The organism is Streptomyces sp. NPDC052701 (assembly GCF_040678355.1).
Lineage (GTDB): Bacteria > Actinomycetota > Actinomycetes > Streptomycetales > Streptomycetaceae > Streptomyces.
This window is the reverse complement of the sequence record NZ_JBFATO010000037.1, coordinates 37,959-52,769: the sequence shown is the minus strand read 5'-3', so window position 1 is coordinate 52,769 and position 14,811 is coordinate 37,959. Positions and strand designations below refer to the sequence as shown.

At 73.7% G+C, this 14,811-nt stretch carries 12 protein-coding genes; 6 read left to right on the top strand and 6 right to left on the bottom strand.

The window, feature by feature from the left end; translation table 11 throughout:
• The first annotated feature begins 2 nt into the window (after positions 1-2).
• The 3 genes from AB0L29_RS29905 (at position 3) to pssA (ending at position 2,876) form a co-directional block, all read left to right on the top strand.
• The gene (locus AB0L29_RS29905) at positions 3-1,208 is read left to right on the top strand and encodes an acyl-CoA dehydrogenase family protein (protein WP_365831446.1); all 1,206 of its coding nucleotides are present in this window, start codon (positions 3-5) and stop codon (positions 1,206-1,208) included.
• 170 nt (positions 1,209-1,378) lie between these two features.
• Positions 1,379-2,035, top strand: a complete 657-nt coding sequence (locus tag AB0L29_RS29900; protein ID WP_365831444.1) for a phosphatidylserine decarboxylase — start codon at positions 1,379-1,381, stop codon at positions 2,033-2,035.
• Between the two features lie 22 nt (positions 2,036-2,057).
• Positions 2,058-2,876 (top strand): CDP-diacylglycerol--serine O-phosphatidyltransferase, encoded by an 819-nt coding sequence (pssA, locus tag AB0L29_RS29895; protein WP_365831492.1) that lies wholly within the window; start codon positions 2,058-2,060, stop codon positions 2,874-2,876.
• 124 nt (positions 2,877-3,000) lie between these two features.
• Here the strand turns inward: pssA and AB0L29_RS29890 are convergent, their stop codons facing one another.
• Entirely contained in the window at positions 3,001-4,119 is a 1,119-nt protein-coding gene (locus AB0L29_RS29890) for a glycerate kinase (protein WP_365831490.1), read from the bottom strand.
• 228 nt (positions 4,120-4,347) lie between these two features.
• Here AB0L29_RS29890 and AB0L29_RS29885 point away from each other — a divergent pair, with 228 nt between their 5' ends.
• Complete coding sequence (locus AB0L29_RS29885; protein WP_365831442.1) at positions 4,348-5,427, top strand: ADP-ribosylglycohydrolase family protein; 1,080 nt, start codon at positions 4,348-4,350, stop codon at positions 5,425-5,427.
• Between the two features lie 122 nt (positions 5,428-5,549).
• Complete coding sequence (locus tag AB0L29_RS29880; RefSeq protein WP_365831440.1) at positions 5,550-6,044, top strand: NUDIX hydrolase; 495 nt, start codon at positions 5,550-5,552, stop codon at positions 6,042-6,044.
• 13 nt (positions 6,045-6,057) lie between these two features.
• Here AB0L29_RS29880 and AB0L29_RS29875 read toward each other — a convergent pair whose 3' ends face one another.
• The 4 genes from AB0L29_RS29875 to AB0L29_RS29860 all read right to left on the bottom strand — a co-directional run bounded on the left by AB0L29_RS29875 (position 6,058) and on the right by AB0L29_RS29860 (position 10,411).
• Positions 6,058-6,258: a type II toxin-antitoxin system VapB family antitoxin gene (locus AB0L29_RS29875; RefSeq protein ID WP_365831438.1), complete on the bottom strand. Its 201-nt coding sequence runs from the start codon at positions 6,256-6,258 to the stop codon at positions 6,058-6,060.
• A gap of 170 nt (positions 6,259-6,428) precedes the next feature.
• A complete protein-coding gene (locus AB0L29_RS29870) occupies positions 6,429-6,914 on the bottom strand; it encodes a methylated-DNA--[protein]-cysteine S-methyltransferase (RefSeq protein WP_365831436.1) in 486 nt (161 codons plus the stop codon).
• A gap of 10 nt (positions 6,915-6,924) precedes the next feature.
• Complete coding sequence (locus AB0L29_RS29865; protein ID WP_365831488.1) at positions 6,925-8,394, bottom strand: AlkA N-terminal domain-containing protein; 1,470 nt, start codon at positions 8,392-8,394, stop codon at positions 6,925-6,927.
• Between the two features lie 67 nt (positions 8,395-8,461).
• Positions 8,462-10,411 carry a heavy metal translocating P-type ATPase gene (locus tag AB0L29_RS29860; protein ID WP_365831434.1) on the bottom strand — a complete coding sequence of 650 codons (1,950 nt, stop codon included), beginning with the start codon at positions 10,409-10,411 and terminating at the stop codon, positions 8,462-8,464.
• A gap of 34 nt (positions 10,412-10,445) precedes the next feature.
• Between AB0L29_RS29860 and AB0L29_RS29855 the strand changes: the two genes are divergently transcribed.
• Positions 10,446-10,808: a metalloregulator ArsR/SmtB family transcription factor gene (locus tag AB0L29_RS29855; protein ID WP_365831432.1), complete on the top strand. Its 363-nt coding sequence runs from the start codon at positions 10,446-10,448 to the stop codon at positions 10,806-10,808.
• Positions 10,809-10,850: 42 nt separating this feature from the next.
• Here AB0L29_RS29855 and AB0L29_RS29850 read toward each other — a convergent pair whose 3' ends face one another.
• Positions 10,851-14,765 carry a glycoside hydrolase family 2 TIM barrel-domain containing protein gene (locus tag AB0L29_RS29850; protein ID WP_365831430.1) on the bottom strand — a complete coding sequence of 1,305 codons (3,915 nt, stop codon included), beginning with the start codon at positions 14,763-14,765 and terminating at the stop codon, positions 10,851-10,853.
• Positions 14,766-14,811: the final 46 nt, after the last annotated feature.

Here is a 14,811-nt window from a genome sequence, read left to right as displayed (position 1 = left end):
CCATGGCCCGTCTCGCCCAGACCGCCGGTCTGACCGACGTCCAGCAGGAGATCCTCTCCACCGTCCGGGACTTTGTCGACAAAGAGATCATCCCGGTCGCCACCGAGCTGGAGCACCGCGACGAGTACCCGCAGGCGATCGTGGACGGCCTGAGGGAGCTGGGCCTGTTCGGCCTGATGATCCCCGAGGAGTACGGGGGCCTGGGCGAGTCGCTCCTGACCTACGCCCTGTGCGTCGAGGAGATCGCCCGCGGCTGGATGTCGGTGTCCGGCATCATCAACACGCACTTCATCGTGGCGTACATGCTCAAGCAGCACGGCACGCAGGAGCAGAAGGACCACTTCCTGCCGAGGATGGCGGCCGGCGACATCCGGGGCGCCTTCTCGATGTCGGAGCCGGCTCTGGGCTCCGACGTGTCGGCGATCACGTCCAAGGCGGTCAGGGACGGCGACGAGTACGTCCTGACGGGCCAGAAGATGTGGCTGACGAACGGCGGCACGTCCTCCCTGGTGGCCGTTCTGGTGCGCAGTGACGAAGGTCACCCCGAGGGCACCGCGCCCCACAAGTCGATGACCACCTTCCTGGTCGAGAAGGAGCCCGGCTTCGGGGAGGTCCGCCCCGGCCTGACCATCCCCGGCAAGATCGACAAGATGGGCTACAAGGGCGTCGACACGACCGAGCTCATCATGGACGGCCTGCGGATTCCCGCCGACCGGGTGCTCGGCGGGGCCACCGGACGCGGCTTCTACCAGATGATGGACGGCGTGGAGGTCGGCCGCGTCAACGTGGCGGCGCGTGGCTGCGGCGTCGCTCAGCGTGCGTTCGAGCTCGGCGTCCGCTACGCCCAGCAGCGCCACACCTTCGGCAAGCCGATCGCCCAGCACCAGGCGATCCAGTTCAAGCTGGCCGAGATGGCTACCAAGGTGGAGGCTGCTCATGCGATGATGGTCAACGCAGCGCGCAAAAAGGATTCCGGGGAACGAAACGACCTTGAAGCCGGCATGGCGAAGTATCTCGCCTCCGAGTATTGCAAGGAGGTCGTGGAGGACGCCTTCCGGATCCACGGCGGCTACGGCTTCTCCAAGGAGTACGAGATCGAGCGCCTCTACCGGGAGGCCCCGATGCTGCTGATCGGTGAAGGTACCGCCGAGATCCAGAAAATGATCATCGGCCGGAGACTGCTCGAAGAGTATCGATTCCAGGGCTAGATGTCCGGATACGGGGTGTTTTCTTGGAGAAGAAGATCACACCCCGTCAGCGCTCTTCGGCCGCCGACTCGGCTTCCTGGCTTACCCAGTTGCGGCCCCGAGCCGCTACGATCGCCGGAAAGCCGCCGTCCCCCGTCGAAGCGCGGCATCGTTCGCTACGAAGGTCATCCATGCCCCACAGCCAAACCTCTGCACCTCGCGACAGCCTGGTCGGCGCACGCCTCGCGCGCGGAGCATCGCCGTGGCTCCTCCCGACCGTCGCCACCGCGGCCGTCAGCCTGCTCCGCGCCCGCCGCTCCGGCGCCGCCAAGGCCGTCGCCGTCCCCGCCACCGCGCTCGCGGCGGGGATGCTGTGGTTCTTCCGCGACCCCGAGCGCGAGATCGCCCAGGGTCGCGTCATCTCGCCCGCCGACGGTGTGGTGCAGAGCATCATGCCGTGGAAGGACGGCCGCACCCGCGTCGCGATCTTCATGAGCCCGCTCAACGTCCACGTCAACCGCGCGCCGCTGGCCGGCACGGTGACCTCGGTCGAGCACATCCCGGGCGGCTTCGTTCCCGCTTTCAACAAGGAGAGCGAGAACAACGAGCGGGTCGTCTGGCACTTCGACACCGAGCTCGGCGACATCGAGATGGTCCAGATCGCCGGCGCGGTGGCCCGCCGCATCGTCCCCTACGTGCCCCGGGGCACCAAGGTGGAGCAGGGCGAGCGGATCGGCCTGATCCGCTTCGGTTCGCGCGTCGACCTCTACCTGCCCGAGGGCGTGGGGGTCGCGGTGGAGGTCGGTCAGAAGACCGTGGCTGGGGTGACTCGCATTGACCGTGACTGACCCGCGGACACAGACGGGCTGGGTGCCCGAGGCCGACGAGGCGGACGAAGAGGAGGAGATGCCCCTCTCCCTGCGCCTGTCGATAGCGGACACCCTCACCCTCGGCAACGCCACCTGCGGCTTCATGGCGGTGTACTTCACCACCACCGGCATCCTGATCCCGCACCTCACCGGCAGCCAGGAGACCGGCATGGCCCGCCACAGCGCGGCCACGGCGGTCATCCTGATGCTGTGCGCGGCGGTCTTCGACCTGTTCGACGGCCTGGTGGCGCGCAAGCTGCGCAGCTCGCCGATGGGCGCGGAGCTGGACAACCTCTCCGACCTGATCAGCTTCGGCCTGGCGCCGGCGTACTTCGTCCTGGTCTACGGCATGGTCGCGGACGACGCGCACCAGCGGGTGGCCGCGGTCGGCGCGATCGTGGTGCTGCTGGCGGTGGTGCTCAGGCTCGCGAGGTTCTCCTGCGTCACGGTCAAGGACGGCACGTTCCAGGGCATGCCGAGCCCGTTCGGCGCGCTGACGGTGGTCTCCATCGTCCTGCTGGAGCTGCCCTTCGTCGCGACCCTGCTGGCGATCCTCGGCACGGCCTGGCTGATGGTGAGCCGGGTGGAGTACCCCAAGCCGCGCGGCCGTCTCGCCGGGGCGATGCTGTCCTGGATCGTCCTGTCCATGGGCCTGCTGGCGGCCTGGGCCTTCGACGCCCCGAGCGGCCAGCTGCTCCTGCAGACCGGCTGCGCGCTCCAGCTGGTCATGGGCGCGGTGATCCCGCTGTTCGCCACGGCCCGCCGGGTGAACAACTTCCGCGACAACCGGCGCGAGGCGCGGGCGGCGCAGCTGCCCTGACCTCTCCCCCTTGCGCAACGGGTGTGGCCCGGACCCCCGAGGTCCGGGCCACACCCGTTTCGCGTGCCGGGCCGGCGGCCCGCCGGGGACCCTGGCGGTGGAGCGACCCGGGCGGCGTGCGGGATCAGAGCAGGAAGTCCCGCCCGATCCGCTCCGCCACCCGCTCCAGGACCGGCCCGGCCTCGGCGATGCACTTCGCCACGTCCGGTTCGGCGTCCGTCAGCGGGTACGCCCGCCGGATCCCGGCCCGCCCCAGCGCCTCCGGGGCCAGCGCGAGGCGCCCGCACACCGCGACGACCTCCTTGCCCGCCGCGCGCGCCGCCGCCGCGACGCCCGCCGGGGCCTTGCCGTGCAGCGTCTGCTCGTCCAGCGAGCCCTCCCCGGTGATCACCAGGTCCGCCCGCTCCAGCGCGGCCGCGAAGCCCAGCACGTCGAGCACGACCTCGATGCCGGGCCGGAACCGGGCGCCGATCAGCAGCGCGCCGTACCCGAGGCCGCCGGCCGCGCCCGCGCCGGGCGACGCGGCGTACGCGGCGGCCCTCGGCCCGACGGTGTCCTCCAGCACCTTGGCGTAGTGCGCGAGCGCCGCGTCCAGGACGGCCACCTCCTGCGGTGAGGCGCCCTTCTGCGGGCCGTACACCGCCGACGCACCCGTCGGCCCGGTCAGCGGGTTGTCGACGTCGCCGGCGAGGACCAGGTCGACCGAGCCCAGGCGCGCGTCCAGGCCCGACAGGTCCACCGAGGCCAGCCCGGCGAGGCCGCCGCCGCCCGGCGCCACCGGCTCCCCGTCCGCCGTCAGGAACCGCGCGCCCAGCGCGGACAGCATGCCCGCGCCGCCGTCCGTGGTCGCGCTCCCGCCGACCCCGAACACGATCGTCCGCGCCCCCGCGTCCAGCGCGGCCCGCAGCAGTTCCCCGGAGCCGTACGTGGACGCCGTGAGCGGCGCGAGGACCCCGGCCGGCAGCCGCTGCAACCCGCTGGCCTCGGCCATCTCCACGACCGCGGTGCCCCCGCGCAGCGCGAACGCCGCCGTCACCTCGTCCCCGAGGGGGCCGGCGACCCGGACCTCCCGGCGCTCGAACCCGGCCGCGACCGCCGCGGCCACGGTCCCGTCGCCGCCGTCGGCCACGGGCACCGCCTCGACCCGGAGGTCCGGCACGGCGCGGCGCAGCCCGGCCGTCACCCGTTCGGCGACCTGCGCCGCCGTCAGCGACCCCTTGAACTTGTCCGCGGCGACCAGCACCCGCCGTACCGGGTGCGCCCCGCGGATGTCACTCGCTGCGGCGTCCGCCACTCGCCTTCCCCTCGCTCTTCGGGCCTCGCGCGCGTCGGGTCCGGCCGCGCCGCTGCGACCCTAGCCGGAGCACGCCCCCGCCGTCTGCCCCGCCCGTCCCGTGGACCCGCCGGGAAACCTTCGTACGCGGACCGCCGAACCCGCGCGATCACCCCCGCAACCGGGTAGACCGAAGCCATGACCCTTGTGGGCACCGAGCCGGAACTCGCCGACCGCATCCTCGGGGGCTGGCTGGGCCGGATCGCGGGCAACATGCTCGGCAAGCCGGTCGAGCAGGGCGACCTGTGGACCCGCGACCGCATCGACCGCTACCTGCGCAGGACAGCCGCCCTCCCCCTCACCGACTACCTCCCCGAGCCGCCCGGCGACGACGACGGCCTGGAGCTGCGTCCCGAGTGGCGCATGTGCGTGCGCGGCCGCATCCACGGCAGCTGCCGCGACGACGACGTGGACTACGCCGTCCTCGGCCTGCACCTGCTGGAGACCCACGGCTTCGGCTTCAGCACCGAGCAGGTCGGCGACCTGTGGCTGCTGCGGCTGCCGTACCTGCAGACCTTCACCGCGGAGCGGGCCGCGTACCGCAACCTCGCCAACGGGCTGAAACCACCCCTGACCGCCACCTACGACAACCCGTACCAGGAGTGGATCGGCGCCCTGATCCGCGCCGACGTCTACGGCTGGACCCGCCCCGGCGACCCGCGCCGCGCCGCCTCGCTGGCCCGCCGGGACGCGGTGCTGTCCCACACCGGCAACGGGGTGTACGGCGCGATGTGGGCGGCGGCGCTGGTCTCGGCGGCGTTCACCGCGCCCACGGTGCGGCACGCCGTGGAGGAGGCCCTGGCCGTCATCCCGGCCGGCAGCCGCCTCGCCCGGATCGTGCGCCGGGTCGTCTCCCTCCACGACACGCGCATGACCTGGGAGGACACGCTCGACACGGTCGAGGCGGAGACCGCGGGGCTCGGCTGGATCCACACCGTCCCGAACGCCGCCGTGCTCACCGCGGGGCTGCTGTACGGCGACGGCGATTTCACCCGCACCATCACCCTGACCGTCCGCGGCGGCCTGGACACCGACTCCAACGGCGCGACGGCGGGGTCGGTGGCGGGCGTCCTGACCGGGGCCGGGGCCATCCCGGACCAGTGGAAGGACCCGCTGGAGGACACGGTCCGCAGCGCGGTCTTCGGCTTCGACGGCGTACGGATCAGCGAGCTGGCGCGGCGCACCCTGCGGCTGGCCCAGGAGGAGGCGGGGACCTGAGGCGCCCCGGCGGGCGGCGGCGCGCCGCGGGGCCGGACGGCGGGCCGCGGGGCCGGACGGCGGGCCGCGGGGCCGGACGGCGGGCCGCGAAGGTGCCGGGGCGGGCTCGTTACCCTGTCCGCATGACCACGACTGAGGACTTCGCCACGTACATCGCGGGCCTCCCCCGCGTCCTCGCCGGTGCCGCCGCCCTCTTCCGGGACGCCGAGGGGCGGGTGCTGCTCGTGGAGCCCAACTACCGGGAGGGGTGGGCGCTGCCGGGCGGCACGATCGAGTCCGACGACGGGGAGACCCCCCGGCAGGGTGCGCGGCGCGAGACGGCCGAGGAGATCGGCCTCGACCGCGAGCCGGGCCGGCTGCTCGCGGTGGACTGGGTGCACGGCACGGGACGGCCGCCGCTGGTGGCGTACCTGTACGACGGCGGGGTGCTCGGCGAGGAGGACCTCAAGGCGATCCGTCTGCAGGAGGAGGAGCTGCTGTCCTGGCGGCTGGTGCCGCGCGAGGAGCTCACCGAGTACCTGCCCGGTGCCCTCGGCCGCCGTGTGCTGGTCGCGCTCGACGTGCTGGCGGACGGCTCGGGGACGGCCGAGCTGGAGAACGGCCGCCGCGTGGCGTGACCGGCGGGCCGGCTCAGCCCTCGACGTCCCGGGGCTTGAGGTCCGCCCGGTGCAGGGCCTCGTCGCGGGTGGCCACGCGGGCCTCGGTGCGGTGGCCGCGCTCGACGTAGTCGCGGACGATGAGCTCGACGGCGTCCTGGGGGCTGCCCACGCCGGCGAGCACCATCGCCTCCACGACGAGTTCGGCATCGAGCGAGACGGTGACCTTGGCCATGGGGCGGACCCTAGCAGCGGACTCGCCGGCGCGGTATCCGTTCACCGCCCCCGCTCCCCCGGCCCGCCCGGTGGCCCGGGCGGGCCCCTCGTCGCCCTCCTCGGCGGCGCCGGTGACGCGTTCTCCGCGCACGGCCGGCGCCCGCCGCCGGCCGCGGCGGGCGACAGACCCTAGGCGAAGAGCGTCCCTCCCCGTTCGAACTCCAGCAGGCGCCGCTTGCGGTCCAGGCCGCCGCCGTAGCCGGTGAGGCCGCCGTTCGCGCCGATCACGCGGTGGCAGGGGACGATGATGCCGATGGGGTTGCGGCCGTTGGCGAGGCCGACCGCGCGGGAGGCGGTGGGGCTGCCGAGGGCGTCGGCCAGCTCGCCGTACGTGCGGGTCTCGCCGTAGGGGATGCGGCGCAGTTCGTCCCAGACGCGGCGCTGGAACGGGGTGCCGTGCAGGCGCAGTTCGAGGGTGAACTCCTTCAGCCCGCCGTCGAAGTAGGCCTCCAGCTGCTCCTCCGCCTCCGCGAAGAGGGTGTCATCGCGCGGCCCGAAGGTCTCCTCCGGCGGGCGGTGGCGCTGGTCGGTCATGTAGAGGCCGCACAGGACGCCGTCGTCGGCGACGAGGGTGAGGGGGCCGTACGGGCTGTCGGTCACGGTGTGCTGTTTCACGGGAACGTCCTCATACCGGAAGGAAGTTGACGGGGTGGCTGTCGGTCGCCCACAGGTACTGCACCGCGTACGCCCGCCAGGGCCGCCAGGCCGCCGCGCGCGCGGTGAGCGCCGCCGGGGTGGAGGGCAGGCCCAGTTCCCGGGCGGCGCGGCGGACGCCGAGGTCGGTGGGGAGGAAGGCGTCGGGGTCGCCGAGGGCGCGCATCGCGATGACGTCGGCCGTCCAGGGGCCGAAGCCGGGCAGGGCGAGCAGCCGGGCGCGGGTCTGCGGCCAGTCGCTCCCGACGCCCAGCTGGAGGGTGCCGTCGGCGAGGTGGCCCACCAGGGTGGTGAGGGTGGTGCGGCGGGTGCGGGGCATCGCCAGCGACTCGGGATCGACCGGGGCGAGGGCCTGCGGGGTCGGGAAGAGGTGGGTGAGGCCGCCCTCGGGGTCGTCGACCGGTTCGCCGTGCGCGGTGACCAGGCGGGCGGCGTGGGTGCGGGCGGCGGCCGTGGAGACCTGCTGGCCGAGGACGGCCCGGATCGCGAACTCCGGCTCGTCCACCGTGCGCGGCACGCGCCGGCCGGGCGCCTTGTCGACCAGGGGCGCGAGGACCGGGTCCGCGCGCAGCTGGTCGTCGACCGCGACCGAGTCGGCGTCCAGGTCGAGCAGGCGGCGGCAGCGGCTGATGGCGACGGGCAGGTCGCGCAGGTCGCCGAGGGTGAGGCGGCAGGCGATGTGGTCGGGCCGCGGGGCCAGGGCGACGATGCCGTGGCCGTACGGGAGGCGCAGCGTGCGGCGGTAGGCGCCGTCCCGCCATTCCTCCACGCCGGGCACGGCGGTCGCGGCGAGGTGGCCGAAGAGGTTGTCGGGGTTGAGCGGGGCGCGGAACGGCAGCCTGAGGGACAGGGCGCCGGAGGTGCCCGCGGCGCTGCCCCTGGGGGCCCGGGCGCGCAGGCCGCTCGGGGTGAGGGCGAAGACCTCGCGGACGGTGTCGTTGAAGGTGCGGATGGAGGCGAAGCCGGCGGCGAAGGCGATCTGCGCCATCGGCAGGCCGGTCGTCTCGATGAGCAGCCGGGCGGTCTGGGCGCGCTGGGCGCGGGCGAGGGCGAGGGGGCCCGCGCCCAGCTCGGCGAGGAGCTGGCGTTCGATCTGCCGGGTGCTGTAGCCGAGCCGGGCGGCGAGGCCGGGCACGCCCTCGCGGTCCACGATGCCGTCGGCGATCAGCCGCATGGCGCGGGCCACCAGGTCGGCGCGCCGGTTCCACTCCGGGGAGCCGGGGCTGGTGTCGGGGCGGCAGCGCTTGCAGGCCCGGAACCCGGCCTGCTGGCAGGCCGCCGCGCTCGGGTGGAAGACCATGTTCTCGGGCTTCGGCGGTACGACCGGGCAGCTGGGCCGACAGTAGATGCGGGTCGTCAGGACGGCCGTGAAGAACCATCCGTCGAACCGCGCGTCCTTGGACCGGACGGCGCGCACGCAGCGCTCGGTGTCGGTGTGCATCCCCTTCTGCATGCGTCCAGCATCGGGCACCGCGCACGCCGGGGCTGGCGAGAATCCGACATCGACCTCAGCCGTCCCGGTCCTGCCCGGGCCGCCAGGCCGACTCGCGCAGCAGCCGCAGGCCGTTGAGGCCGACCAGCACGGTGGAGCCCTCGTGGCCGGCGACGCCGAGCGGCAGGGGCAGGTGGCCGATCAGGTCCCACAGGACGAGGACGGTGATGAAGGTGCCCGCCAGGACCAAGTTCTGCACCACCAGGCGGCGGGCGGCCCGGGACAGGCGGACCACGGCGGGCACGGCCGCCAGCTCGTCGCGCACGATCACCGCGTCGGCCGTCTCCAGGGCGAGGTCGGAGCCGGCGCGGCCCAGGGCGATGCCGGAGTGCGCGGCGGCCAGGGCGGGGGCGTCGTTGACGCCGTCGCCGACGAACAGCACCTTGCCCCCGGCGTCCTGCAGGGCGCGCACGGCGCTCACCTTGTCCTCGGGCATCAGGTCCGCGCGGACGTCGGTGAGGCCGGTGGCGGTGGCGACCCGGGCGGCGGCGGACGCGGTGTCGCCGGTGAGCAGCACGGGCGCGGTGCCGGTGAGGGCGGTGAGGGCGGCGGTGGCCGCGGCGGCGTCGGGGCGGAGGCGGTCGGTGAGGGCGAGGGTGCCGACGGTGGTGCCGTCGCGGGTGACGCGGACGGTGGTCTCGCCGCCGCCGGCCTCGGCGGCCCGCGCGCGGCCGACCGTCACCACGCGTCCGCCGACGGTGGCGGTGACGCCCCGGCCGGGGATGGCGGTGAAGTCCTCGGCGGGTTGCAGGGGCAGGTTCCGGGCGCGGGCCGCGGCGACGACCGCGCGGGCCAGGGGGTGTTCGCTGGGGTGCTCGGCGGACGCGGCCAGGGCGAGCAGGGCGTCCTCGTCGAGGCCGGAGTCCGGCAGCGGCCGTACGGCCGTCACCTCGGGTTCGCCCTCGGTGAGGGTGCCGGTCTTGTCGAGGGCGGTGGTGTCGATCTCGCCGAGGCGTTCCATCGCGACGGCCGACTTGACCAGGACGCCGTGGCGGCCGGCGTTGGCGATGGCGGACAGCAGCGGCGGCATGGTCGCCAGGACGACCGCGCACGGGGAGGCGACGATCATGAAGGTCATGGCCCGCAGCAGCGCGTCCGCGAGGTCCTCGCCGAAGGCGAGCGGGACGCCGAACACGGCGAGGGTGGCGGCCACCACGCCGACCGCGTAGCGCTGTTCGGCCTTCTCGATGAACAACTGGGTCGGCGCCTTGGTGCGGGAGGCCTCCTCCACCAGGGCCACGATCCGGGCGATCACCGAGTCGGCCGGATCGCGCCCGACGCGCACCCGCAGGGCGCCGGTGCCGTTGAGGGTGCCGGCGAAGACCTCGTCGCCGGGGCGCTTGACGACCGGCAGGGACTCGCCGGTGATGGTGGCCTGGTCGGCCTCGCTGATGCCGTCCAGGACGGTTCCGTCGGCGCCGATGCGCTCGCCGGGGCGGACCAGCAGGACGTCGCCGACGGCGAGTTCTGCGGTCGGGACGGTCTCCTCGCCGTCGCCGGCCAGCCGGGTGGCGGTGGCGGGCGCGAGGTCGAGCAGGCCGCGCACCGAGTCGGCGGTGCGGGCGGTGGCCAGGGCCTCCAGGGCGCCGGAGGTGGCGAAGATGACGATGAGCAGGGCCCCGTCGAGGACCTGCCCGATCGCGGCCGCGCCGAGCGCCGCGACGATCATCAGCAGGTCGACGTCGAGGGTCTTTTCGCGCAGGGCCCGCAGCCCTTCCAGCGCGGGCTCCCAGCCGCCGGTGACGTAGGCGGCCGCGTACGGGACGCCGTACGCCCAGGCCGGTGCGCCGCCGAGGTCCAGGGCGAGGCCCAGGAGGAACGCCAGCAGCGAGGCGAGTGCCCAGCGGGCCTCGGGCAGGGCCAGGACACGGGTGCGGCGGGCCGCCGCCGGGGCGGCGGAGGGGACGGGCGGGGGTGCGAGAGTCACGGACACCCGGCCACCATACAGGAACACATGAAGAGACATTCATGCGTTCATATGTGATCGGTAGGATGGGGCCATGGGTCATGGAGCCGTCGTCCCCGCGCGGGACGCCACCGAGCGCGTCCGTCTGGACGCCGACAACGTCGCCAAGGTCGCCACCACGCTCCAGGCCCTGTCCACCCCCTCCCGGCTGCTGATCCTCGCCCGGCTGCGCGAAGGCCCGCTGCCGGCCACGGAGCTGGCGGCCGAGGTCGGCATGGAGCAGTCGGCGTGCTCGCACCAGCTGCGGCTGCTGCGCAACCTGGGTCTGGTGGTGGGCGAGCGCCGCGGCCGGTCGGTGGTGTACGCGCTGCACGACCACCACGTCGCCGAACTGCTCGACCAGGCCGTGTACCACGTGGAGCACCTGCGCCTGGGGATCAGCGACGCGGCCGGGTGACGGGGTGCCAATCCCGCCTCCCGGCCGCGCCGGGGCACCCGCCTACTCCACGGCGGTCGGCCGGCGTGCGGCCCGCGTCGCCCGGCTCACGTCGGTCAGCGGGCGCAGCCGGTAGGTGTAGGCGTAATCGCGGTCGGCGAACAGCTTGTACTCGTCGTGGGTGTGGGCGCCCCAGCTGTCGTCGCCGCCCACGCCCATCTGCCGGTGGTTCACCCGCAGGACGACCGCCTCGCGCGGGGTGAGCTGGAAGTCGTGGCGGATCCCGCGGGACAGGTCCTCCGGGGTGAAGCGGGAGGCGTTGATCTCCAGCAGCGGTTCGCCGGAGACGAGCAGGCCGACGCCGTCGCGGCCGGTGAGGGCCGCCCAGCGGACGTCGGTCTTGTTGCCGTTCTCCTGGGGGCGCAGGTAGGGGGTCCACTGCCCGGCGACGGTGCCGGAGTACAGGCCCACGTCGGTGGCGTCGTTGCGGTCCCAGTGGTTCTCCTCGGGCCCCCGGCCGTAGTAGTTCAGCCGGTCCAGGCGGCGCGGGAGGAAGAGGAGGGTGCCGACCTCGGGGATGTAGGGCAGGGTCGGCGCGCCCGGGTGCAGGGTGAAGCCGACCTTGATCTCGCCGTTGCCGAACACCGTGTAGGTGCTGGTGTACGTGGACTCGACGGTGGTGGGCAGCGTGCCGCCGACCGTGATCTCGACGGCCCTGTCGCGCAGGGCGCGGACCCGGACTCCGGTCACCTTCCGCCGGGCCCCGGCGTCCCGCCAGGTCTGGTTGCGGGTGTGGTGGCCGTTGCCCCGGTCGTTGTCGGTGGGAGCGCGCCAGAAGTTCGGCACGGGACCCGAGGTGACGAGGCGCACGCCCCGGAACTCGTAGGACGTGAGGAGCCCGCTGGACTTGTCGACGGTGACCGAGAAGTCCTCGCCCCGCACGGTGACGGCCGTCTCGCCGTCCTCGTGGCGCAGCGCCGGGACGCCGTCCAGCGGTACGGGCGTGACGGCCGGGCCGCCCGCGTCGAGGGGGAGCTGCTGCTTGGCCACCTCGAAGCCGGGCTCCGCCCAGGGGGTGGGTTCCCTGGTGGTGAAGGACAGGTGCAGGAAGTACTCCGTGCCGGGCTCCGGGTTCTCCGGCAGCCGCACGGGCACGGTGATCTCCTTGCGGGTCAGCGGCGGGACGTCCAGCTGCTCCCGGGTCAGCCGGCCGCGGCGGACGACCCGGCCGTCGGCGACCAGGGACCAACGGCCTTCGTATTCACGGAGGTTGGTGAACAGGTACTCGTTGGTGAGGGTGATCCGCCCGGAGCGGTCGAGCCTGTCGCCGGCGGCCGGCGCGGCGTTGATCGCCTGGTAGACCTGCTTGACCTCCGCGGACTTCCCGGTGTGGCGGCGGTCGGCGGTGACGATGCCGTCGCCCGAGAAGGCCCCGTCGTTGGGGTTGTCGCCCCAGTCGCCGCCGTAGGCGAGGAACGTCTTCGCGCGGGGCGGCTCCTCGGCCGTCCCTGCGGTGGCGGCGTCGAACCAGAACCGCACGCCCTCGTCGCCCGGGCCCCGGCCGTCGGAGGCCAGTTCGGCGGCGGTCAGGGCACGGGCGTACACGCGCGCCCGCCGGATCGTGCCGCTGAACTCCCGGGTCGGGTTGTCGACGTCCGTGGCCAGGGCGAGCGGCGCGGTGTTGCCGTCGGGGCGCCGGGTGGTGGTCCGGGTGGCCCGCACCGTGCCGTCGACGTACAGGGTCAGCGTGCCCGCGTCCGCGTCGAAGACGCCCGCGACGTGGTGCTCGCGGCCGGTCCAGTCGCCGGGCAGCGCCCAGCTCGCGGTGACCCACTGGCCGCCGCCGTGGATGAAGAACTCCAGCGCCCCGTTCGTCTGCTTGAGGGCGTACTGGGTGTCGCCCTTGGCGACGATGGGCTGGTGATAGCCCGTCACACGGGGGGTGACCCACGCCTCCAGCGTGAGGGAACCGGTGAGGTCGAGGCGCTCGTCGCGGGCGAAGACGGTGGCGCCGAAGACGCCCCGGGCCCGGTCGAAGCGGCCGCTGGGGTTGACGATCTCCCCGCGCAGCCCGCCGGGCCCGGACTCGGTCAGCAGGGTGCGCGCCGGGGCGGGCCAGCTGAGGGCCTGGTCCGCGAAGTCCCAGATCCAGCCGCCCTGCAGCACGTCGTGGCGGCGGACGACGTCCCAGTACTTCTTGAAGTTGCCGTTGGAGTTCCCCATGCCGTGGGAGTACTCGATCATCACGTACGGGCGGGTGTCGCCGGTGTCCTTCGCGCGGGCCTCCACACGCTGCGGGCTCTCGTACATCCTGGAGCGGATGTCGCTCGTCCCGGGGCGGTCGTCGCCCTCGTACTGGATGACACGGGTCGGGTCGTAGGAGCGGATCCAGTCGTACATGGCGTTGAAGGTGCTTCCGCCGCCCGCCTCGTTGCCCAGCGACCAGATGACCACCGAGGCGTGGTTCTTGTCGCGGTGCACCATGTTCTGCGCCCTGGCCACGCACGCCTCGGTCCACTCGGGGTGGTCGCCCGGGTACTCGTCGCGGATGCCGTGGGTCTCCAGGTTGGTCTCGTCGACGAGGTACAGGCCGTACTCGTCGGCGAGTTCCAGCCACAGCGGGTTGTTGGGGTAGTGCGAGGTGCGGACCGAGTTGATGTTCAGACGCTTGATGACCTCGATGTCCCGGACCATGTCCGCGCGGGTGAGCGCCGAACCGCGCACGGGGTGCATCTCGTGGCGGTTGGTGCCGCGGAAGGAGACCGGCTTGCCGTTGATGCGCATCAGGCCGTCCTCGAGGGCGAACTCCCGGAAGCCGACCCGGTGCGAGAGGGTCTCGGTGATCTCGCCGGAGGGGTCGCGCAGGCGCAGGACGGCGGTGTAGAGGTGCGGGTGCTCGGCGGACCAGAGCTTCGGCGCGGGGACCGCCCGGGAGGCCTCGACGGTGCCCTCGCCGCCGTCCGGGACGTCGACGGGCTGCTGTAAGGGGCGGGGCCACACGGCGTGCCCGCGGGCGTCGTACACCTGCGTCTCGACGGTGTAGCGGCCCCCTCGGCCGCCGTCGTAGTCGCGGACCGCGGCCGTGACCTTAAGTTCGGCGGTCGTGTGACCGTCGCCGAGCGGGGTGTCCAGCTTGAAGTCGCGCAGGTGCACGGAGGGGGTGGAGTACAGGTAGACCGAGCGGAAGATGCCGCTCAGCCGGATCATGTCCTGGTCCTCCAGCCAGTCGCCGTCGGAGTAGCGGTACACCTCGACCGCGATCTGGTTGGTGCCCGGCTTCAGGTGCTCGGTGATGTCGTACTCGGCGGGCGTGTAGGAGTCCTCGTGGTAGCCCACGAGTTCGCCGTTGATCCACACGTAGTGCGCGGACTTGACCCCCTCGAAGTGGAGGAAGGTGCGCCGGCCCGCCCAGCCGCGGGGCACGGTGAACGTACGGCGGTACTGGCCGACGGGGTTGTAGCGGGTCGGGGCGGCCGGCGGCCGGGCGTCCTGGCCCAGGCCGTTGGGGCCCCACCAGGGGTAGGTGATGTTGACGTAGATCGGGGAGTCGTGACCGTGCAGCTGCCAGGCGGAGGGAACGGGGATCGTGTCCCAGCCCGAGTCGTCGACGTCGGTGCGGTGGAAGTCGGCGTCCCGGTCGTCGGGGCGGTCGGCGTGGGCGAACCTCCACGTGCCGTCCAGGCTCAGCCGGTACGGCGAGCGGGTGCGGTCGGCGGCCAGCGCCTGCCGGAGGTCCGCGTACGGCATCAGGGTGGTGTGCGGCGGCTCGGTGCCCAGCCGGAACACGGCGATGTTGCCGTTCCACTCCGGGGAGGCCTCCGGCGCGCGCCGGCCGGCCGCGTGCGCCGCGGCGGGCCGCGCGGACAGGGCGAGCGCGCCGAGGACGGCGGCCCCGCCCTCCAGCAGGCGACGGCGGCTGACGACCGGCCGTTCGGGGTGGGCGGACCGGTCGGCGGGGGACGCGTGCGGGTGCGGCATGACCGTGGCCTTCCTCGGTTCGACTGGGGGTGCACGGACTGAGGGC